The sequence below is a fragment of the Streptomyces sp. NPDC086080 genome (genome assembly GCF_044540255.1).
Taxonomy (GTDB): Bacteria; Actinomycetota; Actinomycetes; order Streptomycetales; family Streptomycetaceae; genus Streptomyces.
In genome coordinates this window covers 363,217-384,393 of record NZ_JBITRU010000004.1, presented here as the reverse complement: position 1 = coordinate 384,393, position 21,177 = coordinate 363,217, and the positions used below count along the sequence as shown (strand labels likewise).

The 21,177-nt window shown below is 73.8% G+C and carries 19 protein-coding genes; 3 read left to right on the top strand and 16 right to left on the bottom strand.

From position 1 onward, the window contains the following. Window positions 1-767 (bottom strand): methylmalonyl-CoA mutase family protein (locus tag ACIF9R_RS07750; RefSeq protein WP_399975713.1); only part of this gene is annotated, 767 nt, incomplete at its 3' end. Between the two features lie 312 nt (window positions 768-1,079). On the opposite strand from ACIF9R_RS07750, the gene ACIF9R_RS07745 reads away from it, so the two are divergent. Further along, the gene (locus ACIF9R_RS07745) at window positions 1,080-1,934 is read left to right on the top strand and encodes a L,D-transpeptidase family protein (RefSeq protein ID WP_399975711.1); all 855 of its coding nucleotides are present in this window, start codon (window positions 1,080-1,082) and stop codon (window positions 1,932-1,934) included. A gap of 188 nt (window positions 1,935-2,122) precedes the next feature. Here ACIF9R_RS07745 and ACIF9R_RS07740 read toward each other — a convergent pair whose 3' ends face one another. Next, window positions 2,123-3,214: a hypothetical protein gene (locus tag ACIF9R_RS07740; RefSeq protein ID WP_399975709.1), complete on the bottom strand. Its 1,092-nt coding sequence runs from the start codon at window positions 3,212-3,214 to the stop codon at window positions 2,123-2,125. After that, entirely contained in the window at window positions 3,214-3,888 is a 675-nt protein-coding gene (locus tag ACIF9R_RS07735; protein ID WP_399975707.1) for an RNA polymerase sigma factor, read from the bottom strand. The genes ACIF9R_RS07740 and ACIF9R_RS07735 overlap by 1 nt, the downstream gene beginning before the upstream one ends. A gap of 850 nt (window positions 3,889-4,738) precedes the next feature. Here ACIF9R_RS07735 and ACIF9R_RS07730 point away from each other — a divergent pair. Then, window positions 4,739-5,191: a hypothetical protein gene (locus ACIF9R_RS07730; RefSeq protein WP_399975704.1), complete on the top strand. Its 453-nt coding sequence runs from the start codon at window positions 4,739-4,741 to the stop codon at window positions 5,189-5,191. A 285-nt stretch (window positions 5,192-5,476) separates the two neighbouring features. On the opposite strand, the gene ACIF9R_RS07725 is transcribed toward ACIF9R_RS07730, so the two are convergent. From ACIF9R_RS07725 to ACIF9R_RS07665, 13 genes are all read right to left on the bottom strand, one after another. Further along, the gene (locus ACIF9R_RS07725) at window positions 5,477-6,190 is read right to left on the bottom strand and encodes an NADase-type glycan-binding domain-containing protein (RefSeq protein WP_399975759.1); all 714 of its coding nucleotides are present in this window, start codon (window positions 6,188-6,190) and stop codon (window positions 5,477-5,479) included. A gap of 492 nt (window positions 6,191-6,682) precedes the next feature. Next, window positions 6,683-7,246: a phage tail protein gene (locus tag ACIF9R_RS07720; protein ID WP_399975701.1), complete on the bottom strand. Its 564-nt coding sequence runs from the start codon at window positions 7,244-7,246 to the stop codon at window positions 6,683-6,685. Further along, window positions 7,243-9,204: a putative baseplate assembly protein gene (locus ACIF9R_RS07715; protein WP_399975699.1), complete on the bottom strand. Its 1,962-nt coding sequence runs from the start codon at window positions 9,202-9,204 to the stop codon at window positions 7,243-7,245. The genes ACIF9R_RS07720 and ACIF9R_RS07715 overlap by 4 nt, the downstream gene beginning before the upstream one ends. Continuing rightward, window positions 9,204-9,626, bottom strand: a complete 423-nt coding sequence (locus ACIF9R_RS07710) for a GPW/gp25 family protein (RefSeq protein ID WP_399975696.1) — start codon at window positions 9,624-9,626, stop codon at window positions 9,204-9,206. Before ACIF9R_RS07710 ends, ACIF9R_RS07715 begins: the two co-directional genes overlap by 1 nt. Continuing rightward, entirely contained in the window at window positions 9,623-9,943 is a 321-nt protein-coding gene (locus tag ACIF9R_RS07705; protein ID WP_399975693.1) for a PAAR domain-containing protein, read from the bottom strand. The genes ACIF9R_RS07710 and ACIF9R_RS07705 overlap by 4 nt, the downstream gene beginning before the upstream one ends. Before the next feature lie 39 nt (window positions 9,944-9,982). Then, window positions 9,983-11,812, bottom strand: coding sequence for a VgrG-related protein (locus ACIF9R_RS07700; RefSeq protein WP_399975691.1), 1,830 nt, complete (start codon window positions 11,810-11,812; stop codon window positions 9,983-9,985). After that, window positions 11,809-12,531: a LysM peptidoglycan-binding domain-containing protein gene (locus tag ACIF9R_RS07695; RefSeq protein ID WP_399975689.1), complete on the bottom strand. Its 723-nt coding sequence runs from the start codon at window positions 12,529-12,531 to the stop codon at window positions 11,809-11,811. Before ACIF9R_RS07695 ends, ACIF9R_RS07700 begins: the two co-directional genes overlap by 4 nt. 58 nt (window positions 12,532-12,589) lie before the next feature. Then, window positions 12,590-13,015, bottom strand: a complete 426-nt coding sequence (locus ACIF9R_RS07690) for a phage tail protein (RefSeq protein WP_399975687.1) — start codon at window positions 13,013-13,015, stop codon at window positions 12,590-12,592. A gap of 28 nt (window positions 13,016-13,043) precedes the next feature. After that, window positions 13,044-14,900 (bottom strand): hypothetical protein, encoded by a 1,857-nt coding sequence (locus ACIF9R_RS07685; protein WP_399975685.1) that lies wholly within the window; start codon window positions 14,898-14,900, stop codon window positions 13,044-13,046. Between the two features lie 1,307 nt (window positions 14,901-16,207). Further along, a complete protein-coding gene (locus ACIF9R_RS07680) occupies window positions 16,208-16,366 on the bottom strand; it encodes a DUF6760 family protein (RefSeq protein ID WP_399975683.1) in 159 nt (52 codons plus the stop codon). Beyond that, window positions 16,363-16,869 carry a hypothetical protein gene (locus tag ACIF9R_RS07675; protein WP_399975680.1) on the bottom strand — a complete coding sequence of 169 codons (507 nt, stop codon included), beginning with the start codon at window positions 16,867-16,869 and terminating at the stop codon, window positions 16,363-16,365. Before ACIF9R_RS07675 ends, ACIF9R_RS07680 begins: the two co-directional genes overlap by 4 nt. Next, window positions 16,866-17,306, bottom strand: coding sequence for a phage tail protein (locus ACIF9R_RS07670; RefSeq protein ID WP_030228789.1), 441 nt, complete (start codon window positions 17,304-17,306; stop codon window positions 16,866-16,868). Before ACIF9R_RS07670 ends, ACIF9R_RS07675 begins: the two co-directional genes overlap by 4 nt. Window positions 17,307-17,341: 35 nt before the next feature. Then, window positions 17,342-18,904, bottom strand: a complete 1,563-nt coding sequence (locus tag ACIF9R_RS07665; RefSeq protein ID WP_399975676.1) for a phage tail sheath family protein — start codon at window positions 18,902-18,904, stop codon at window positions 17,342-17,344. A 241-nt stretch (window positions 18,905-19,145) separates the two neighbouring features. Between ACIF9R_RS07665 and ACIF9R_RS07660 the strand changes: the two genes are divergently transcribed. After that, on the top strand, window positions 19,146-21,167 hold the full coding sequence (locus tag ACIF9R_RS07660) for a DUF4157 domain-containing protein (RefSeq protein ID WP_399975673.1): 2,022 nt from the start codon (window positions 19,146-19,148) through the stop codon (window positions 21,165-21,167). The last annotated feature ends 10 nt before the right edge of the window (window positions 21,168-21,177 follow it).

Genomic DNA, 21,177 nt, shown 5'->3' with positions numbered 1-21,177 from the left:
CGCGGGGCGAAGTCGTCCACGTCCATGCCCGCCGCGACCGCGGTGCGCACGTACTCGATGCCGTCGGCCAGGGTGAAGGCGATCTCCTGCGCGGGTGACGCGCCCGCCTCCGCCATGTGGTAGCCGGAGATCGAGATCGTGTTCCACTTCGGGATCTCGGCCCGGCAGTACTTGAAGATGTCCGCGATCAGACGCAGGGACGGCTTGGGCGGGAAGATGTACGTGCCCCGCGCGATGTACTCCTTCAGCACATCGTTCTGGATCGTCCCCGTGAGCTTGTCGGCGCTCACGCCCTGCTCCTCCGCCACCAGTTGGTAGAGCAGCAGCAGGAGGGCGGCGGGGGCGTTGATCGTCATCGACGTGGAGACCTTGTCCAGCGGGATCCCGCCGAACAGCACCCGCATGTCGTCGATCGAGTCGATCGCCACGCCCACCTTGCCCACCTCGCCCGAGGCGATCGGAGCATCGGAGTCGTGACCCATCTGGGTGGGCAGATCGAAGGCGACCGACAGACCCATCGTGCCGTTCGCGATCAGCTGCTGGTACCGGGCGTTGGACTCCGTCGCCGTACCGAAACCGGCATACTGCCGCATCGTCCACGGCCGGCCCGTGTACATCGTCGGGTACACACCACGCGTGAAGGGATACGCCCCCGGATCGCCCAGCTTCCCGGCCGGATCCCAGCCCTCGAGAGCCTCCGGCCCGTAGACCGGCTCGATGGGCAGTCCACTCTCGGTGGTCCGGGCACTGCCCGACTCGCGCGCCATGGTGTGATGCCTCCCGCTGAGCAGCGTTGCTCGACCTGATCGCCCGCCGACCGGCACGTGCTCACCGGTGCGGGCCGACTCCTCGACGGACTGTAGCCGTGCGCATGCGGCCCGGTGCAGGGGCACACGCTGGGACCTTCCTCACAGCCTTCCTGGGACCGCGCTCACAGGGCCCACCTCGACGATGGTGTTCCCGTCACTCCCACCATGCCCCTTTGTTCGGCGGAGGTCACCTCCGGGGTAGGACACTTCGGACGACGACCGGGCGCACGGCCGGTGAGACGACAGGGGGCTGGGGTGCGTAGTACGGGCATGGGGAGGAAGAGGATCGCCGGCCTCGCGGCGCTCACGGCCCTCGCGGCCCTCGCGGCGGGTGCGGCCGGCTGCACGGTGCAGCCCGCCGGCGCGGAAGGGGAGCGCGGGTCACCGGTACACATCGACGTGCCGAGCCGCACGCCGACCGCTCCGGTGTCGCGGCCTCCGGACGACGCCGACCGGCCGTCCCCCGCGGCTCCTCCGTCGACACGGCAGGCTCCGCGCGTGCTGTGGTCCCCCGGCGACTCCGGGCGTGACATACGGGAACTGCAGGCCCGGCTGCGGCAGGTCGCCTGGATCTTCCACGGGCCGACGGGGACCTACGACGAGCTGACGGAGCAGGCGGTCCGGGGCTTCCAGGGCAAACGCGGACTGCCGAGGACCGGGGTGACCGACAGCGCCACCTGGCAGCGGCTGCTCGCGATGACGAAGGAGCCGGGCAGGTGGGAGCTGTATCTGATGGGCGGCCAGCCGGCCGACGCGCCCGATGCCCGCTGCCGGACCGGGCGGGTGCTGTGCATCAGCAAGTCGAGCCGCACCCTGCGCTGGATGATCGACGGGCGGACGGTGTCGACCATGCCGGTCCGCTTCGGCTCGGAGTACACACCGACCCGTGAGGGCGTCTTCAGCGTCTACTGGAAGTCCCGGCACCACGTGTCCACGCTCTACGACTCGCCCATGCCGTACGCCATGTTCTTCAGCGGCGGCCAGGCCGTGCACTTCTCGGCCGACTTCGCCGCGCGCGGGTACGGCGGCGCCTCGCACGGCTGTGTCAACGTACGGGACGAGGAGGCGATCGCGCGGCTCTACGAGCAGGTGCGGAGCGGCGACAAGGTCGTCGTGCACTGGTGAGATGAGGCGCGGGCGGAACCGGGGGAACGTGTCCCGCCCGCGCCGGGGTGCACGAGCCGTGGGTACGGGGGGAACCCCGGCTCTGTGCGACGGCCGATGACCAGTCGGCTCACTCATTACTGCGTCGCGCGGGCCGGAAGTGTCACACCTGTCGGCACGGAAACTTCAGCGATCAACAAAACCGCAGGTCAGGACTGGTCTTCCTGGGACTTCCCGGCACCTTGCCCCTCGTTGCCGCCCTTGTTCCCCTTGTCGCTGTTGTTGTTCTTGTTGCTGTTGCTGCTGTTGCTGCTGTTGTTGTCCTTGCCGGGGCCGTTGCCGTTGTTCTGACCGTTGCCGTTGCCGTTGTTCTGGCCGTTGCCGTTGTTCTTCTCGGGGCCGGGGCCCTTGCCGACACCCCTGCCCTTGGAGGTCTCCGTTTCGGCGCCCTTCCCGGCCGTGGAGCCGGTGCCGGCACCCCCCTTGCCAGACGACAGCGTGCCGGCGCAGTACGGGCCGATACGGGCGGGACCGCCCGCCGCGTCCTCGAGGAGGCGCTCGCGCTCACCGTTCAGGTTCTCGCCGTCGCGCCAGGCCCGGCAGGCCGAGGCGATCTGCTTCCCGCCCCGGCCGGAGCGGACCGCCGGGTCCCCCGAGTCCGCTCCGGACGCCCCAGCCGTACTCGGGCCGCCCGCGCCGGGATCGCCTTCGCGGTGCGCCTCCACCCCGTGCTCGCCCGTGCGGCTCTCCGAGTGCCGGCCCTCGGGCGTGGCACCGCCGGTCTCCGGCGGGAGTGACAGCGGCGGACGTTCGGGATGTGTGGCGGAGGCGGAGGCCGCCGGGGCGGTCCCGGACGCGTCGGACGGTGCCGGCAGAAGTCCGGCTCCGGCCAGGATCGCGGCGCCACCGACCAGGCCCGCGACCAGCGCAGCGGCCAGCCCGAAGCGCAGGGAACGCCGGTCGCGCCGTCCGTCCGCCGTTCCGGAACGATCACCGCGCGGGGTGCCGATACGGATCAGGCCGACGTCGGAGTCCGCCGTTCCGGCGTCCTCACCGGCACCCGTGACCGGGTCCGCCCGCCCCTCGCGTTCCTCGCGCAGCGCGCGGAAGGCGGCCAGCGCGGCCGCCTCCCCGGGAAGCTCCCCGTCGGCCGCGGGGGGTGGGGCGGCAAGCGCGTGCAGTGTGGCGGCAAGCCGTTTCGCCTGGTCACGGGTGGTGGGCTCGGCAGGTTCGGGTGGCTCTCCGTTCAGTAAACGCTCCGCGGTTCCGCGGTCCAGCCACCTGCACTGCTCGTCGGCCATCACATGTCCTTCTGCGTCCGCGCTCGCATCTGCGTCACACTCGCGGACGTCACCGTACGACGGCGTGGTGCTCTCTGGGGCGGGAGGGCGTCGAGCACTCCGACGGATTCCGGATGGCCTTCCGGATCGTCGCCGAGCATCTCCGCCAGACGTTTCAGACCACGGTGCGCGGCCGTCCGTACGGCACCGGGACGCTTGCCCAGCGTCTCGGCCGCGGTCTTGGCGTCGAGGCCCACCACCACGCGCAGCACGACGGCCTCCGCCTGGTCCTGGGGCAGCCGGGAGATCAGGGAGAACGCGCCGTCGGTGGCCAGCGCCTCCATCGCCTCTCCGGCGGTGTCGGACTCGGCGGCCCGCCCCGTGAGTTCGGTCTCGTCACCGCCGATCGAGGGGCGGCGTCCGCGCATGCGTATGTGGTCCAGTGCCCGGTTGCGGGCGATGCGGGCGGCCCAGCCGCGGAACCGGTCCGCGTCCCCGGTGAACCGTCCCAGGTCACGGGCGATCTGCAGCCAGGCCTCGGACGTCACGTCCTCCGCGTCGGGCTCGCCGACCAGTGTCCTGACGTACCCCAGCAGCCGCGGGTGCACCGCGCGGTACACAGTCCGGAACGCGGTCTCGTCCCCGTCCTGTGCCGCACACACCGCGGTGGTCAGCTCCGCGTCGTCCCCCAGCACCGCGCGCGCCCTTCTGCGCCTCAGCCGGCGCCGCTCTCGCGGACCGGGTTCTCGCCGTCGTGGTTCTCGATTGGTCGTTGCGGTCGTGGGCCACGGGCGGTTGGTGGTCAGGTGGCCCCCCGCGGCCTGGCGCGAAAGGCACGTTACGGCCTGAATCCCCTCCCCGTCCATGTCCGTCAAAGATGCAACTAACCCGTGACACACGACGGTGTGACAGAAAACGCACCCATGGCGCTGTAGAGGGTACGGGTCGCCGCGCGGCCCGTACCGCGCGACGGTCGGGGCCTCTCCTGTGGGGGGTGGCGGCCCCGGCCGTTGCCTCGGCGTAGCCCCGGAGTCCTGGGAGCGTCCGGCGCGTCGTGCCGGAGGCGACCGGCAGGTATCCGTCCAGGCGGGCCCCACGCCCCCGGCAGGACCCGCCGGACACCCCTAAGGGACGCGAGGGGGTGCCGCCGTCGGGCGGAGCCCGAGGTGGTTGTCGTCGTCCCTGACGTGGGTGGGCCGGGCGGCCGGCATCGCGCGGGCCGCGGGCTCCGGCATACGGACGACGACCGGGCGGGAAAGGGTCGTCTCCCGCACCGCCGTGTCCGTGCGGGAGTCGCGGACCCGGTGGGTAGCGGACCTTGCGCTCCACCTCGACCGTGCCCTTGTCGCTGCGCAGCACGCGCGGTTCGGCCACATTGGTCTGCCGGCGGCTCTCCCGGGAGGACTGCCAGGGCTGGGCGTTCACGGTGGCGGCGGCACCGAGCCACAGTCCCGGGGCGACGGGCGCGAGCCCGAAGGTGACCCCTCCGGCGCCCTTGCTCGCCGAGCTGCCGCTCGAAGAGCCCACGGTCGCGGCGGAGTTGTGGTGGACATCGAGCTTGGTGTCCTTGCCCTCGGGGTGCTCCAGCACGGCCTGCGGCACTCCGTCGGTGCCCGGCGAGGCATCGGCCGACAGGGCCCCGGGATGGAAGACGGGCGGCCTGTCGTCCGGGGCCCGGCGGATGGTGACGGTGACGTCGTACCACTCCTTGCCGGTGCGCCCTTGGACGGCGAAGGCGCGACCCTGCCCGAAGAAGCTCTCCGGACGGCCTGCCAGTTCGTCTGCGAGCTCGGCGACCGTGCCGTCGGCGTGCCCGACCACCGCGGAGACCGCGTGCCGGACGAACTCGTGGCCGGTCGGCCGGTACGACGAGGACAGGCCGCCCGCCTGGAGGTTCATCAGGTACGGCGGCAGCACGAGGCCCGTCTCGGTGCGCTCCTCGATGTCCGGCAGCGCGGGGCGGGCGCTCGCGGGGCGGGTCCGCCGTACCGCCCGTGAGGTGGCCGCGTTGCCGACGGCCCGCTGGAGGGCGAGCAGGTGGTGCAGGGCGGCGGGACCGGGGGCGGGTGTGCGCCCGGTGGAGGGCGTCCTGGCCGCCTGCTCGAAGGCACCGGTCCTGCCGTCCCCTGACTGCCGCTGTGTCCGCACGCCGTCAACGTAACCACTGGTGGGACGGGGTGCGGGCGCTCCGTCGACTGTCGTCCCGTTCGCCGTCTCCGCTCCACCGGAGCGTCGGCTCCCGTACACCCCGGGTACAAGTGGCGGGCCTGGGGCGGCGCTTCGTCAGCTCCGCTGGAAGAACTCCACCTCCGCCAGGGCCAGATGGCGCCCCGCGGTCAGGCCGACGGGTGAGCGCAGTACCAGGCGTACCGTCTTCGCGTCGCTGATGCCGGTGGGGATCGTCTGCGGGCCCGGCTTGTCGCTGAGGGTGATCTCCTTGCGGTGCTCCGTGCCGTTCGCGGCCGTCACCTCCAGGTCCACCCGGAGCGCGCGCGCCTGGCGGGCGTACTTCTCGGGAGACGTGGACGCCCCGTTGGTGATGATCAGGTCGACCAGGCGGAACGGTGTGCGGAAGGTGTACGTCACCGAGGCGCCCGGTCCGGGCGCGCCCCAGTAGCGGTTGTTCAGCCCGTCCGTGGTGTCCGTCGCCGGATGTCCGGGCACCGCGCCGCTCGCCTCGATGCCCGTCGGTGTCACGGGGGTGGCCTTGCCCAGTTTGTCCCGGGTGTCCTCAATCAGGGCCCGTCCGGCGGGCAGCAGCAGGAAACCGCCCGCGCACAGAGCCAGCACCACGGCCAGGACCACGAGGAACCGGAACACCGAGCCCGAGCCGGCCCGGGTGCGGCGCCGGAACGGCCACACCGTCCGCCACCACGGCAGCGGGTCGGGCTTCTCGGCGGGCTTCAGTTCGGCCGCGCAACGCCGGCAGAACCGGCGCTCGGGCCGGTTGGCCGTACCGCAGGCGGGACACGCACGCCCCACCACGTCGCCCTCCACCGCCACCGGCCGCACGACGGGCCGGGGGGCCACCGGCTTCGCCGGGAGGACGGGACCCACGGGTGCGGGGCCGGAGTCGGCGCCGAAGCCGGGGGACGACGCCGCCGGGCGGCGGGGTCCCCCCTCCGCGGGTTCCGGCTCCGTCGGAGGGCGCGACGGTTCCGGGACACCCGAAGTCTCCCCGGGCCCCGAACCCGCAGGAGGCCCCGCAGGTGTCGGGCCCACCCCGGAGCCACCGGCTGCCGCAGGGCCCACCCCGGATCCCGCCCGACCACCCGAACCCGCCGAAGCGTCCGGACCCGCCGGGCCCACCCCCGAACCACCGGCGACAGCCGGACCCGCTCCAGGCCCCGCCGCGGCCGGACCGCCCGGGTCCGCCGAATCCGCCGGAGGCGGTGGGGTGTCCGACCAGCCCAGGTACGTGCCGCAGTTGCCGCAGAAGTCGTCCGCGGGGTCGTTGGACGCCCCGCACGCGGGACATGCGCGCATGCGTCAGTTCCCTTCCTCGGCGGGCGGGCCGGACAGGACCTCCACCCGGAACGCCGTGTGCACCGGGCCCATGGCCCGGACGATCTCGTGGACCCGGTCCGCGTCGACCGGTGTCCCGCCGCCCGGCCAGACCCGGACCAGCGCCTCGGACGCGGGCTCCGGCGGCAGGTCGGAACCCGCCGTGTCCGACCACACCGCGCCGCCGTCGCCGGTCACGTCGGCATGCGCGCCGAGCGCGAGCCGCAGGGCCTCGACCAGCCCGCGCCGGGTGCCGCGCCACCGGTGCAGGTACACCGCGCGGACGACGGCCTCGCGGCGCCGTTCCACCGGCCAGCGCGGATCGTCCGAGGCGGCCACCCAGGACGCCAGCCAGGCCAGGAAGTCGGCCGGCGCCACCCGGGGGTCGAGATAGGCGGGCAGGTTGTCGAGGGTCGCGAACACCGGGGCGAGGACGGTGTCGAGCCCGGCGGTGAACCGCTGCGCGAAGTCGTCGTCGGCGTACAGCGCGGGCAGTTGAGCACCGATCGGGTACCTGCTCGGCAGACCGGGTATCGCGGCGCGGCTCATCCCCGGCCCTCCGCCCCGGTCGCCGTCACGACCACCTGGTGCTGGTACGAGAAGACCAGCGCGCCCGCGGACAGGTCGATGCGGTCCGTCGGGGCGCCGCGGCGGCCGGTGACGGGGTCGGCGGGGAACAACCGGACCTCCTCGACCAGGGCGTCGCCGGTGGCGCGTTGCAGGACGCCGAAGATCTCGCCGTACTGGACGGGCCGCCCGAAGGGCCATCCGGTGCCGTCGGGGCCGCCGGCCAGCGGGTTGAGGTGGCCGAAGAGCGCGTCGAGCGCCGCGGCGCGGACCCGGTCGGTGTCGCCGGGGGCCGCCGAGAGCCGGGCCACCACGGTGACGCCCTGGTAGACCGGCGGCTCCACCACGAGCCGGGTGCCGATCAGACGCCGTTCGTCGAGACTCGCGGTGATCGCCGCGAGCACCTGGTCCGACGGGATCAGCTGCTCGAAGCGCAGCCGGTCGTCGCCCTCGTCGGCCACCGCGTCCGGCACCACCAGGACCCGTACCGCCCCGGGCGCGTCCGCGGCCGGCAGACAGCGGACCCGGCGCACCGAGGGCGCGGCCCGGCGGCTGATGATCTCGTAGTCCTCGGCGGTCACCGCGCGGTCCTGCATGCGGAGCGCCTCCGGCGCACGCCGGCGGGCGTTCTCGACGGTCTCACCGGCCACGCCGCCGCGCGCCGCCTCCCGGTTGGTGACCCGGGCGATGTACGGCACGGAGCTGAGCAGCACGGAGATCGCGCCGCGGGCCACGTTGCCGGCGGGGCCGCCGCCGGTGCGGTAGCGGGCCACCCGTATCCGTGCGCCCTTGGCCGGCACCGCCCCGCACTGCCGCAGCGTGCCGTCGGGTTCGCGCAGGGCCGGCGGGAAGAGGAACTCGCCGGTGGTGGCGTCCACCCGGACGTGCCGGTCGGCGGGTCCTGAGCGGCCGAAGTGCTCCACCACCTCCCAGCGCTGCCACCCCTCCTCGGAGGACACCTCCACCACGGGCGGCCCGGCGTCCAGGAGCACCGGCGGGCGGCCGAGCCGGAAGGTCTGTCCGGCGACCCCCTCGGAGGTGCCGAGCGGCACGTCGGTCACCGTCTCGGCGTGCTCGACGGACATGGTGCCGCCGACGGTGAACACCGCCGCCTCGCGCACCGTCGGGGACTCCGAGTAGAACGGCTGTCCCGGCTCGGCCTCGGTGACCCTGCAGCGCAGCCAGCCGGCCCGGGTGCCGCCGATCACCGACGCGGTGTGACCGGCCGGTACGTACACGATGACCTCGCCGGGCCGGTTCAGGCCGCCCGTGGTGTCGGGGCCGGTCCCGCACGGCTGCCAGCCGCCGCCGTCCCACGCCTCCCACACCAGCGGGGGCTGGCGCGGGTCCACGCCGATGCCCTCGACGCGGCTGTCCAGGCGCACCGCGACGATGCAGCGCGGCACCGCCGTGGGCAGGCCGAACAGCAGCGCGTCGCCGGGCTCCGGTGCGGCCCGGAAGCAGGGGATGTCGAGGCCGTCGGCGAGCAGGCCGGTCCGGTCGCTCTGCTCGCCGTTCCTCGGCGCGGTGACCAGGCGTATCAACTCGCTGGGCTGGATCCGCAGTTCACTGGTGGTGGTGAAGACCACGGGCTCGTCGGACTCGCCGCGCGCGGTGGTCACCTCGGTGCCCGGGGGCAGCGTGACCGTGTCGGGCTGCGGCGCCGAGAGCCAGAAGTCGACGTCGGCGCCGGCCGCGGTCGGCGGGTACAGCCGGATGCCCAACAGGTCCAGGAACGCGGTGTAGTTCTTGTCCGGGACCCGGTTCAGCCGGTACAGCAGCTGGTCCACGAGATAGGCGAACGTCTCGATCAGGGTGACGCCCGGGTCGGAGACGTTGTGGTCGGTCCACTCCGGGGCGCGCCGGCGTACATACCGCTTCGCCTCGTCGACGAGTTGCTGGAACCGCCGGTCGTCCAGGTTCGGGGAGGGCAGGGCCATCAGTCCGCGCCCACTTCCTCGGCCCCCTCCTCGGAGGGGATCGTGTAGAAGGGAAAGACCAGGTTGCGCCGGTCGTTGGTGGATCGCAGGGTGTAGTGCACGTCGATGTAGAGGGTGCCGTCCTCGACCGCGTCGAAGGCGACCACCACGTCGTCCACCGCGATCCGCGGCTCCCACCGCTCCAGTGCCTCGCGCACCTGCCGCGCGAGGCGTCCGGCGGTGGCGCCGTCGGCGGGGGCGAAGACGTAGTCGTGGATGCCGCAGCCGAACTCCGGGCGCATGGGGCGCTCGCCGGGCGCGGTGCCGAGGACCAGCCGGATCGCCTCCTCGATCTCCCGTTCCCGTTCGACCAGGGCGATCCCGCCGGTGGGCGAGACCCGCAGCGGGAACGCCCAGCCGCGGCCGATGAACCGCTCGCTCACACCGCACCGCCGATCGCGACGTTCGTCGCGCCGCCCCGGACCGTCGCGCCGCACACGGTCCGGTCGCGGGCCCGCGCGGCCGGCAGCCCGCCGATCAGGACCTGTCCCGAGGTGACCCCGGCCGGGTCGGGCATGAGCACGTTGGCGGGTCCCAGGGCCGCGTGCTGGGGGATCACGCAGACGTGCAGGCTGCCCACGACGGCGGCGGGGCGGCCGCCGATCAGGACGGTCGCCACCGCCCGCGCAGCGGCACCGGGCGGGGTGGTGATCCGGCCGCCATGGTCGGTGGGGTCACCGGTACGGGCTGCGGCTGGCATGCGGTACTCCTCGGAGGATGTCGTGGACGGCGGACGGGGTCAGTTGATGCGGATGAGCCGGGCCTTGAGGACGCCGAGCAGACCGCCGTCGACGGTCACGCCCGACCTGCCGGTGACGTCCACGTCGGCGCCGCCGATCTTCACGCCGGCCGAGCCCTGGATGTCCACGTTCCGGCCGGACACGCTCACGTCGCCCTGTCCCGCGTCCAGGGTGATGCCCTGTTCGTCGAGCACGACGGAGCTGAGGGGGCGCCGGGCCTGGCCCTTTCCGGAGTACACCGTCAGTTCGATCCGGTCCCGGCGGTCGTCGAGGAACACCTCCAGGTTCTCGTCGGCGGTCAGCAGCCGCACCCCCGAACGGCCGGGGGCCCGCGCGTCCAGCAGCTCCACCCGGTGTCCCGAACGCGACACGACGGAACGGCGGTTGACCTTCCCGGTGGTCGGGTCGATCAGCGGCACGTCGTGCGGCGAGGGCTCGTCCACCCCGTTGTAGAGCCCCCCGATGACGTACGGGCTGTCCAGCAGGCCCTGTTCGAAGCCGACCAGGACCTCGTCGTTGACCTCGGGGCTCACCACGCCTCCGCCGCCCTTGCCGCCCCACTGCACGGTACGCACCCAGTCGGTGACGTACATGTCGTCCAGCCAGGGGAATTTCAGTCTCACGGCGCCGCTCTCGGTGCCGCCCGGCTCCCGCACGTCGGTCACCACGCCGATCGCCAGGCCGGGGATGCGCGGGCCGCGGGAGGGCGCGTTGGCGCCGGTGACCAGGCCGGTCAGGGAGCGGTCCGGGCTGGCGCTCACCCACACCGTCGTACGGTATCCGCCGTGCGGTTCGAGGACGTGCTGGACGGCCGTCGCCGTGTACTTGCCACTGAAGGCCTGCCCGACGTTGCCGAGCGCCACGGGTTTGCCCGCCCGCAGCTTCGGGTTGCCCTCGACCAGCGCCTCCAGTTCGCCGAACCCGGCGCTCACCTGGCCGGCCACCGCGTCGGCGACCGCCCGGGTCTCGGCCTGGGTGCGGTACGGGGTGTCGGTGACCGTCAGCTTCGACGTGCCGAACCGGGCGGCGAAGGCGGGGCTCAGTCCCGGCAGCACGGTGTCGCTGTCCACCGAGGGACTGCGGGCCACCAGCGGACGCTTCGTGGTCACGTCCCAGCCGCGCACCTCCACCCGCTGTGCCCCGTCCGCGGTCGACAGGGAGGCCCGCAGCGCCAGCAGGTTCCGCCCGTACTCCAGCACCATCGGGTTCCGGGTGGCCGAGGTGGACGGCGCGGGCGCTCCGGACGCCTTCTCCGGCCGGGTGAACTGGAGCAGTCCCTGGTCGTCGACGCGCACCTGCGCGCCGCTCTCGGCGGCCAGGAACTGCAGGAAGTCCCAGTCGGACACGTTCGCCTGGGAGAGCTGCGGGTAGGTGACCGGCGCGGCCTGCACGGTGCCGCAGGCCAGGCCCGCCCCGGCGGCCACCTTGCGGACGATGGCCGCCGCCGTCATGTTCCGGTACGCCACCACCTTCCGGCCGCGCTGGAGGCGGTGCGCCTTGGAGCAGGCGCGCACCACCGTGAACGAGCCGGTGCGGTCCCGGTCCAGCTCCAGGGCCGTCACCTCGCCGTTGAACAGCCGCTCGCGCGCCTGCCCGGACACCGTCTCCACCGACACCCTCAGCGGGGTGCCGATGGTGATGCCGGTCTCCTGGAGGAACTCGTGGTCGGGGTCGCGGAAGGTGAGCACCGCCGCGTCCGGCAGGCCCACGTTCTCGTCCACCACGCAGCTCACCAGCTGGGCGGCCCAGACCGCCGGGAGCTCGGCGGGCGTCTCCACGATCGGGTCCGCCGCGAAGGACCGTCCGCCCCGTTCCACGGCAGTGCTCACTGCTCCTCCTCACCGTCCGCGTCCCGCAGGCCCGGCACCACCAGTTCGGTGCCGGGGACGAGGGCCATCGGGTCGTCGATCCCGTTCGCCTCCGCGATGACCCGCCAGGCCGTCGCGTCGCCGTACTCCCGCCAGGCCAGCAGGGCCAGGCTGTCGCCCGCCACGACGGTGTGCGTGCTGCGGGCGGTGCGGGCGCCGGAGGTCGGGTTCTGGCCCGCCGGGTCGACGCTCGCCTCCTCGATCGACAACTGGCAGGTGGCCCGCAGCGGTTTCCCGTCCACGTCGAACAGCGTGTAGGACACCGACAGGCTGGAGAGCACCCCGTCGAACGAGGTCGTCCGCGCGGTCCCCCACTCGAACCGCACCCACGGGCTGGCCGGCTTCTTGCGGCCGAGGCTCGCCGGGGTCGGCACACACGCCTTCATCAGCTTCTCCACCGCCTGCTCCACGGAGTCGTCGTGCCGGGCGGTGGCGTCCAGGAACACCTCGAGGCTCAGGGTGCGCGGGCCGCTGCCGACGAACTCGGGCAGCGCCGACTGCCCCGCCATCCGGGACGGGGTGCGCCGCCACTCGGTGGTCTTCTGCAACTGCAGGCTGCTGGGGTTGAACTGGAGGTTCAGCAGCGCGATCGTCCCGCCCGGCTTCGCGCCGACGGAGGCCGGGGGTTCCTTCAGCGTCAGCTGGGCCCTGGCCCGACTGGAGCGGAGCATGGTGGACACGCCGGGACTTCCTTTCCGGGACGGGTGCGGGTGGTGCGCGGCGGTGGACGGGGCCGGGTCAGGAGGGGCGCAGTCCCTCGTGGGCGATCTCCAGGGTCTCCACCGCGGCCTGCGAGTTGCTGGGGTCGAAGGACGGGCCCTGCCAGCGCACGGGCACGATCCCGAACACCTGCCAGCTGATGATCCGGCTGAGGTTCGGCTTCAGCGCCACGATCTCGCCGTCCTTGGGCTCCACCCGCTTCAGCGTCTCGTCCAGCCAGCGGCCGATCTTCGCCGTGTCGGCGGTGACCGGCCGGGTGAGCGTGATGTTCGACCAGGTGACGCGGCCGGGCAGCTGCCAGGAGAAGCCGTTGTTGCCGCCCTCCGCGTAGCTCTCGACCTCCACCTCGGCGCCCATGCCGGAGCAGGTGTTGAAGGCGCCCAGGTCGTTGCCGCCGATCGTGAGCTGGAAGAACACGCTGCTCGCGAAGATGTTGTCCGTCATCCGTCCGTCATCCGTTCCGTGCCTGCCCTCAGCGGCGTCCGTCGTAGGGGCGGCCCGTACGTTCCCGGCCGCGCCGCAGTTCGGCGCGCAGCAGGCGGGCCAGGGGGTCGAGCAGGCGGCGCGCCAGGTCGTCCAGGTCGGCGCCGGGGTTCTGCGGGGAGTCGGCCGACCGGTCCGCCCGCCCGGCGGCGCGCTCGGGTACCGCGAGGTCACCCGCGGGGGACACCGACGCCGAACCGGCCCGCGCCGTCCGCGTCCTGGCCGGTACGGCCTCGACCGGTAGGCCCCGGGCCACGGCGGGGTCACCGGCGGGGGAGGCATCGCGCTGGACGGGGGTCGCCGCCCGGCCGGTTCCCCCGCCCGCCGCCGGTCCCGGCGGTACGGTCCGCGGGCGGACCACGGGAACGGGTCCCGCCGGCGCCGGTGCCGTCGTGGCCGACGGGCCGTGGGCCAGGGGTGCCCGCTGGAGTCCGGCCACGGGGAGGGTCCGTGCCGGGGCGGAGGTGACCGCCGTACCGGGAGCCGTGCGGGGCGGCGCGGGCCGGACGACGGGGACGCGCCGGACGGCGCCGGTGTCCCGGGAGCCGGCCGCTGCCGCGGGGCCGGGCCGCGAGGGAGCCGGTTCCGCCGGCCGGTGGGTCGTCACGGCCCGCTGGAGGTGCGGGATCGCCGGTGTGCCGGTGGACCGGACCGGGCGGGTGGGTGCGCCGGTGGGCGGTGCGGAGGCGGGCGGTGCGGAGGCGGCGCCGGAGCCGGCCGGTGCGGTGGTCCAGCGCGCGGCCACGACGGGACGGCCGCCGCCGCGGGACTCGGGCGGCGGTGCCGCGCCTTCGGGGGCCCGGGTGTTCAGGGTGAGGGGGCGGGCGGGGAGCAGCGCGAGCGTGCGGAGGGGCGCGGGGGCGGGAAGGGTCCCGGGGCGGGGGACGACCGTGGCGGAGGGCCGGGTCCCGGCGGTGCTGTCGGCCGTGGGGCCACCGGTCGTGGGCCCGGTACCCGCCGTGCCTCCCCCTGCCGTGGCACGGGTGCCCGCAGTGGGGGCGCCGGCGGCCCGGGGCGGGGAAGGGCTCACGGCACGGGCGACGACGGGTCCCGGTCCGGCGGACATCGAGGGGGGCCGTACGACGTTCCCGGCCGGGCCTTCCGGTGCCGGAGCCGGGGACACGGCGGGCGGGCCCGGCGTCGTCATCGGCGGCATGGCCGGCCCGCCGCCGTGAGGAGCTGTGGGGCCGGATGACGGGGTGACGGGCGTGGCGGGCGTGACGGGCGTGGCGGGCGTGGCGGAGCTGTTCGAGAGGCTGCGCTGGACGTCGGCGGTCCCCAGCAGAGGGGCGGTCGCCGCGTTCCGTTCCCGTACCGGCGAGGCCTCGGCGGGCCTTTGGACGTCGGACGTCGTACGGGGGGCTCGGGCGCCGGACGTGGTGGCGTCGGGCAGGCCGGCACTGGGGGGCAGCGCGGGCAGGGGCGCGCCCAGGCCGCCGCGGGAGCGGGCACCGGTCCGTCGGGGAGCGGCGGTCGGGTGCGCGGCGCGGCTGTCGGGGCCGGCACCCGGCGCGGTATCCCGCGCAGCGCTGTCGGACGCGGCGCCGGCCGTGTCCTCGGCCCGGCGCTGCACGATGGGAAGCGCGGGACCGGAAGCGGGTCCCGGGGCGGGTACGGCGGCAACGTCCTTCGCCAGGGGTGTCGCCGTCGACGGCAGTTCCGTCAACGGGGCACCCAACGGCGGGCGGCCGTCGGCGCGTGGGGCGGGGGTACGCGAAGGGGCCTGCGGCCCGGCCGGGGCGGTGGGGGCGGGGGTGTTCGGGACGGACGCGCCGGAGGCCGGGGCGCCGCCCGGTGCCGGGGTGGCGGGGCGCAGGGCGGGGACGCGGCGTACGGGTCCGGTCACGCGGCGGGCGACGGTCAACCGGGGCCCGACCGGCCGCGGCCGGGCCACCGGGCGGGCCGCCACGGCGCCGGGGGCCGGGGACGCCTCCGGCCGGCCGTCGGCCCGTTCGGACGACGCCCCGGTGGCGGTGCGCCGCACGGACGGTCCGGACGTGGGCCGGGCACCGGCTCCCCCGGCGGGCGCACCGGGGACCACGGAGACACGTCGGACCAGCGGAATCGGCGAAGTGGCCGGCGGGCGGCCGGAGTCGGAGGGCACCACGACCGGGGTGCCGTCCGGTGTCACAGCCCGCTGCGCGGCGGGAGACGACGGGGAGAGCACGGCGGGAGACGTCGTGGACGTGATGCCACGGGTCCGCGCGGCATCGCCCGCACTCCCCGTGTCCGGACCGCTGTGCGTGCCGTCGGCGGAACGGGCCACCACGGTGTCCGCCCCGGAGGCCGCGCCCCCGGCCCGCGCACTGCCCGAGCCGCCCGGGGACGTTCGCGGACCGGAGGATGCCGGCCCCGACCGAAAACCGGAGGAACCGTGACCCGAGGACCCCGAACCCGACGACCCCGGACCGGAGGTGCCAGAAGCCGAGGAACCCGAACGGGAGGTACCGGAGCCCGAAGAAGCCGGACCGGAGGCACCCGAGCCCGAAGAAGCCGGACCGGAGGCACCGGAGCCCAAGGCCGCCGAACGGAAAGTGCCAGAGCCCGAAGAAGCCGGACCGGAGGCAGCAGAACCCGGGGACACCGAACGCGAGGGCGCGGAACCGGACGTGCGCATCCGCCGGGCGACCGGTGTGGCCGGCGCCGTGCCGCCCGCGCGGGCCGTGTCCGCACCCGCCGTGTCAGGCCGCACCACAGGCGGTGTGCCGGCCTGCGGTGTGCCGCCCTGCGGGGCGCCCCCTTCCGCCCCTTCCGTCCGCAGCGCGCGGAGCAGCAGCGGACCCCCGCCGGTGTCGGTGGCCCGCGGGGTGGCCGGACGCGTGACCCCCCGCACCAGGCCGGTCGGGGCGTCGGGCAGCACGGCATGACCGAGGCCGCTGCCGAAGGACGGGTTCTGCCAGGCGGCGAGGCCCGCGCGGAAGGCGAGGCCGTCACTCACGCCCAGCGGGGCGCGCGAGACGGTGAGCGTCGGCGCGGCGGCGCGGCGCCAGCCGCCGTCCCAGTCGCCGGGCACGGCGGGTCCCGGGGTGTCGGGCACGGCAGCGGCCGGGACACCGTTCCCGTCCCGGTCCCCGCCCTCGCCGGGCCCGCCGGGCCCGCCGCGCGCCGACGGCCGCGCGGCCCGGCGGCGCAGCCTGTCCCGCCATGCCATGCTCAACCGCTTTCGTTCATGCGCGTGTTGATACGGGCGATCTCGGCGACCCACTCCCGGCGTTCGCCGTGGGTCAGGTCGAGGATCTCCTCACGCGGCCAGTGGAAGTGATAGGCGACGTACGCGATCTCCTCCAGGAGCCGGGGAAGCGCGTACGTCACGATTCCCCCAGGCGCCCACCCGAGAGGTCGACCTCGAAGCCACCCTCGCAGTGCGGACAGGTCACCGCCGCGCGGGTGTGGCCCTCGCTGTTGACGCGGCGGTAGAAGTCCTGGAGGAAGGCGACGTCGGTGGCGTACATCCGCTCCACGACCCCGGCGTGCACATCGGTGATCGAGCCGAGCCGGGTGATCACCTGGCTCAGCAGCACCACGCTCAGGTACGCCGGGTTCTCCTTGACCCGCAGATCGATCTGGGGCCGCAGTTCGTCGCGGGCGGTGGCCAGGCGCATCGTGCCGTGCCGGTGCACCGTGCCCTCGTCGTCCACGTATCCGCGCGGCAGCTCGAAATCGAACTCGGTCCGCAGCCCGTGGTCCTCCCGGCGTGACGGGGCGGCGGCCGGGCCGGCCGCCGCCTGCTCCGACCCCTGGGCGGGCGCCTGGGCGGGCGCCGTCGCCTGGAGGATCTCCTCCAGGTTGCCCGCCGTCACCGTACGACGCCTCATTCGACGACGATCTCCTCGAACACGATCGTGACGGACTCGGTGGCCGGGGAGGACTCCCCCGCCTTCAGGGACGGGCCCTCCCACTTGGAGGCCCAGCCCTGCAGCAGCTGGATGCGGCGGACCGTGTTGCCCTCGGTGTCCTTGATCTCGATCGTGAGGTTCTGGCGCGCGGAGTTCACGGCCCCGTTGTTCAGGGTCTCCTTGATCCACTTGGTGAACTCGCTGCTCTGGTCGAGTCCCCGGGTGATCGTGATCTCGCCGGCCTGCCGGGCGCCCGGCTGCTTGCGGATGATCTGCTTGCCCTCCGAGGTCACCTGCTTGACCTCGACGACGTCCTCCTCGACGGTGAACCCGCTGATCTCCTGGATCGACTCGACCAGGTATCCGCCGAGCTGCACGCCGAAGACGTGGGTGGAAAGAGCGTCTCCCGTTGCCATGACTGTCTGTCAACCTTCCCTTGCGGACCCGCGGGTCACTCGTCGATGAGGCTGGTGGTGTCGGAGAACTGAGCCAGCCGGAACACCACGAACTCCGCGGGCTTGACCGGCGCGACGCCGATCTCGCAGACGACCCGGCCCTGGTCGATGGACTCCTGCGGGTTGTTGTCGCGGTCGCACTTCACGTAGAACGCCTCGGCGGCGGTCCGGCCGAACAGCGCGCCCCGGCGCCACTCCTCCTGGAGGAACGCGGTCACGTTGCGCCGGATGCTCGACCACAGACGGTCGTCGTTCGGCTCGAACACCACCCACTGGGTGCCGAGCAGGATGGACTCTTCGAGGTAGTTGAACAGGCGGCGCACGTTCAGGTAGCGCCATGCCGGGTCGGAGGAGAGGGTGCGGGCGCCCCAGATCCGGATGCCGCGGCCGGGGAAGGCCCGGATGCAGTTCACGCCGATCGGGTTGAGCAGGTCCTGCTCGCCCTTGCTGAGCCGCAGCTCCAGGTCGACCGCGCCGCGGATCACCTCGTTGGCGGGCGCCTTGTGCACACCGCGCTCGGCGTCGCTGCGCGCCCACACACCGGCGACGTGACCGCTCGGCGGGACGGTGGTGTTGCGTCCGAGCGCCGGGTCGAAGACCCGCACCCACGGGTAGTACAGGGTGGCGTAGCGGGAGTCGTAGCCCGCCTCGTCGTTGCGCCAGGTGCGCACCTGCTGGGCGGACATCCCGGGCGGGGCGTCGAGCACGGCCACCCGGTCGCCCATCTGTTCGCAGTGCGAGACGACGGCGAGCTGCACGGTGCGCACGCCCTCGGCGTCGATGTCACCGCGCTGGTAGGCGCCCATCAGGTCCGGCACCGCGACCATGGTGATCTCGTCGATGGTCTCCAGACCGCCGAACCCGGTGCGGGCCGCGGCGTCGCCGACGTATTCGGCGGGATCGATACGGGCCGGCTCGCCGGAGCCGTTCGCGGACGGCGCGCCCAGGGCGTCGGGGATCGCCACGGTCTGCGCGGCGGGCTTGGTGACGCCCGCGCCGCGCTGTTCGGTCACCTCGATCAGCTCGGAGGCGCGGGCCTGGGTGACCAGGTACCCCTTGACGTTCTTGCGGGTGGAGGCCTCGTAGGTCTCCACCACCTGGTCGCCGCGGCGGACCAGGACCTTGAAGCGGTCCTCCGGCGGGGTCTCGCCGTCCGCGTCGGCGACCTCCACCGACACCCCGGTCACGCCCGGTCTGGCCGCGATCAGGAAGCCGCCCAGTTCCACCGGCCGCACGGCCTTGCCGCCCTCACGCGGCCGGCCGGTACCGGCCGCCGGGGCGGAGGCGTCCTCGGCGGCCCCGCCGATGCGCACCACGTACGCGGCGCCGCCGCCGTTGGCGAAGTACCCGTAGACCGCGTGGGCCAGATAGGTGCCCTCGGTGAAGCCACCGAACAGCTGGACGTACTGGTCCCAGCCGGTGACCAGCGTCGGCGCGTGGAACGGTCCCTTCCCGGCGAAGCCGACGAACGCGGCGACGGCCGTGCCGACCCCTTCGATCGGCCGGGCACCGGACTGCACCTCCTCCACGTACACGCCCGGGGTGAGGTACGTCGGCATGCTCGCTCCTTCGACATCCTTGCGGTCACCTGTGTCCAGGCCGAGTCTGCGCGGAGCACCGGACGGTGCGGCAGGGACCCGCGGACCTGAACAGGGGCAGGACCGCTGCCTTTCCGGGCTCTCGAACCGCCCGGACGGCGCCCGGCGTTGCCCTCGCACTGCCCGCGCGGATCTGGACGCCGCGGCCGCCGACGCGGTCCACTGAGCAGCCGCAGAAGTGCACCGGACGAGGAGGCACGAGGTGCAGACGCCCAAGCCGCGCACCGAGCGGGCCGGGACCCGGCAGCCGGGGCGCGACCGGCCCCCCGCCCGGCGGGAGGAGGCCGGGAGCGCCGCCGTACCGCCGCCGCTCACCGACGGGACGCTCCGCGCGGCCCAGCGCGAGGCCGGCAACGCCGCCGTGACCCGTATGATCGCCCGCCGTGCCCGTCCCGCGTCCGCCCCGGAGCGGTACGACACCGGGGTGGACGGGGTCCTGAACTCGGGCGGCAAGCCGTTCACGGGGCCGGTGCGCCAGGAGATGGAGTCCCGGTTCGGGACCGACTTCTCCGGCGTACGGCTGCACACCGGGCCCGCCGCCGCCCGCTCGGCCCGCGCCATCGGGGCCCGTGCCTACACCTCCGGCAGTCATGTCGTCCTCGGCGACGGCGGCGGCGACAAGCACACCCTCGCCCATGAACTCACCCATGTCATCCAGCAGCGCCAGGGCCCGGTCTCCGGCACCGACCACGGGAACGGGCTGCGGATCAGCGACCCCGCCGACCACTTCGAGCGGGAGGCGGAGGCGAACGCGCACCGCGTGATGGCGGGCCCCTCGCCCGTGCAGCGGGCCGAGGCGGACACGGCGGCGCCCGCGTCCTGCGGCGCGGCGGTGATCCAGCGCAAGGGCACGGAAGAACTCTCGGGCCGGTTGCCGGCCGCCGGGGCCGGCGGCAACCCGGTGTCGTCCTTCCTCAAGTCCCTCTCGGGCGCCCCCGCCCAGGAGTCCCCGGAGCTGGCGGACATCCGCCAGGCCATCGCGAAGTACGACCGTGATCCCAAGCGTGACCCCATGTACTGCGCGCAGCAGCTGGTCACCCTGCTGCTGAATGTCAGCGTCGCCGAGGAGAACCTGGAAGGCAGGCCCAAACGGGAGACCGCGTCCGCCAGGACCTTCCTGACCGCGGCCCGCACGGCCCTGAAGGCCGAGAACGACCAGGTGACCGAACAGATCGGCCGGGACGCCGACTTCCCCGCGGAGGCCCGCACCCCCTTCGAGGCGATGACCGCGAACGGCATGCTCTGGAAGGAGGATGCCTGGGCCGACAGCGCCGTGGCGTTCGCCATGAGCGGGCCGAGCTACTTCCGCGAGCTGTCCGAGCTGAACCGGGCCGGTATGGCCAACGAGATCAGGACCCGTGGGCGCAACGACTGGGTGGGCGGTGTCGAACAGGCGCTGGGTGCCGCGCTGCGGCAGAGCGTGCTGGTCCACTACACCAAGGACGAGGAGCGCGCGGAGCAGCTGAAGCAGGCGGGCCACATCAAGTCGAAGACGGAGCTGCTGAAGGCGGACCCCGAGGCGCCCAACAACTCCGAGGGCTACGACACCCACGTACTCGCGAACGAGGGCTTCGTCTTCTTCTTCCTGGAGGCGCCCGGCAGCGAGTTCCGCGACACCCGGTTCGGAAAGGTCCGCTTCGAGATCCCGCTCGTGGACTCTCCCCTGGAGAAACAGGGCTGGCTGATGCTCAGCGACTTCGCCCAGCGGGAGTATCCGACGATCAAAGCCAAGCCCGCCGAGCCCGCGGTCACCAAGAGCGAGCTGCCCACCCGCGCGGAGAAGATACCCGCCGAATTCTCGCTGCCCGTAAGGAACTTCGACCTCGGAGCCGCCCATGCGAAGGTGGACGACTACAAGCTCATGGAGCGGCACGGCAAGGAGCAGGACCCGAATCGGGCGGCCCAGATCTACTTCTCCATGGCCCAGGCCGCGGCGGACGAGCACAGCACAATGACCTACGGCTCCGGCGCCGGGCAGAAGCCGTACAAGGAGCGGCTCCGCTCCAACACCCTCAGAGGCAAGGACATCATTCCCGGCCTGGTGGACCGCGCGGTGCTGGAGATCATGCGCATCGAGGACGTCAACCCCGCGCTGGCGGAGCGGCTGAAGAACATGTCCGGCCAGGAACTGATGAGGTTCCTCCTCAAAGACCTTCTGCGTCCGCAGGCCATGCTGCCGGGCACCGTGGATCTCGCCAACGCCACGATGCGGGTCAAGCCCTGACCCCGGACCG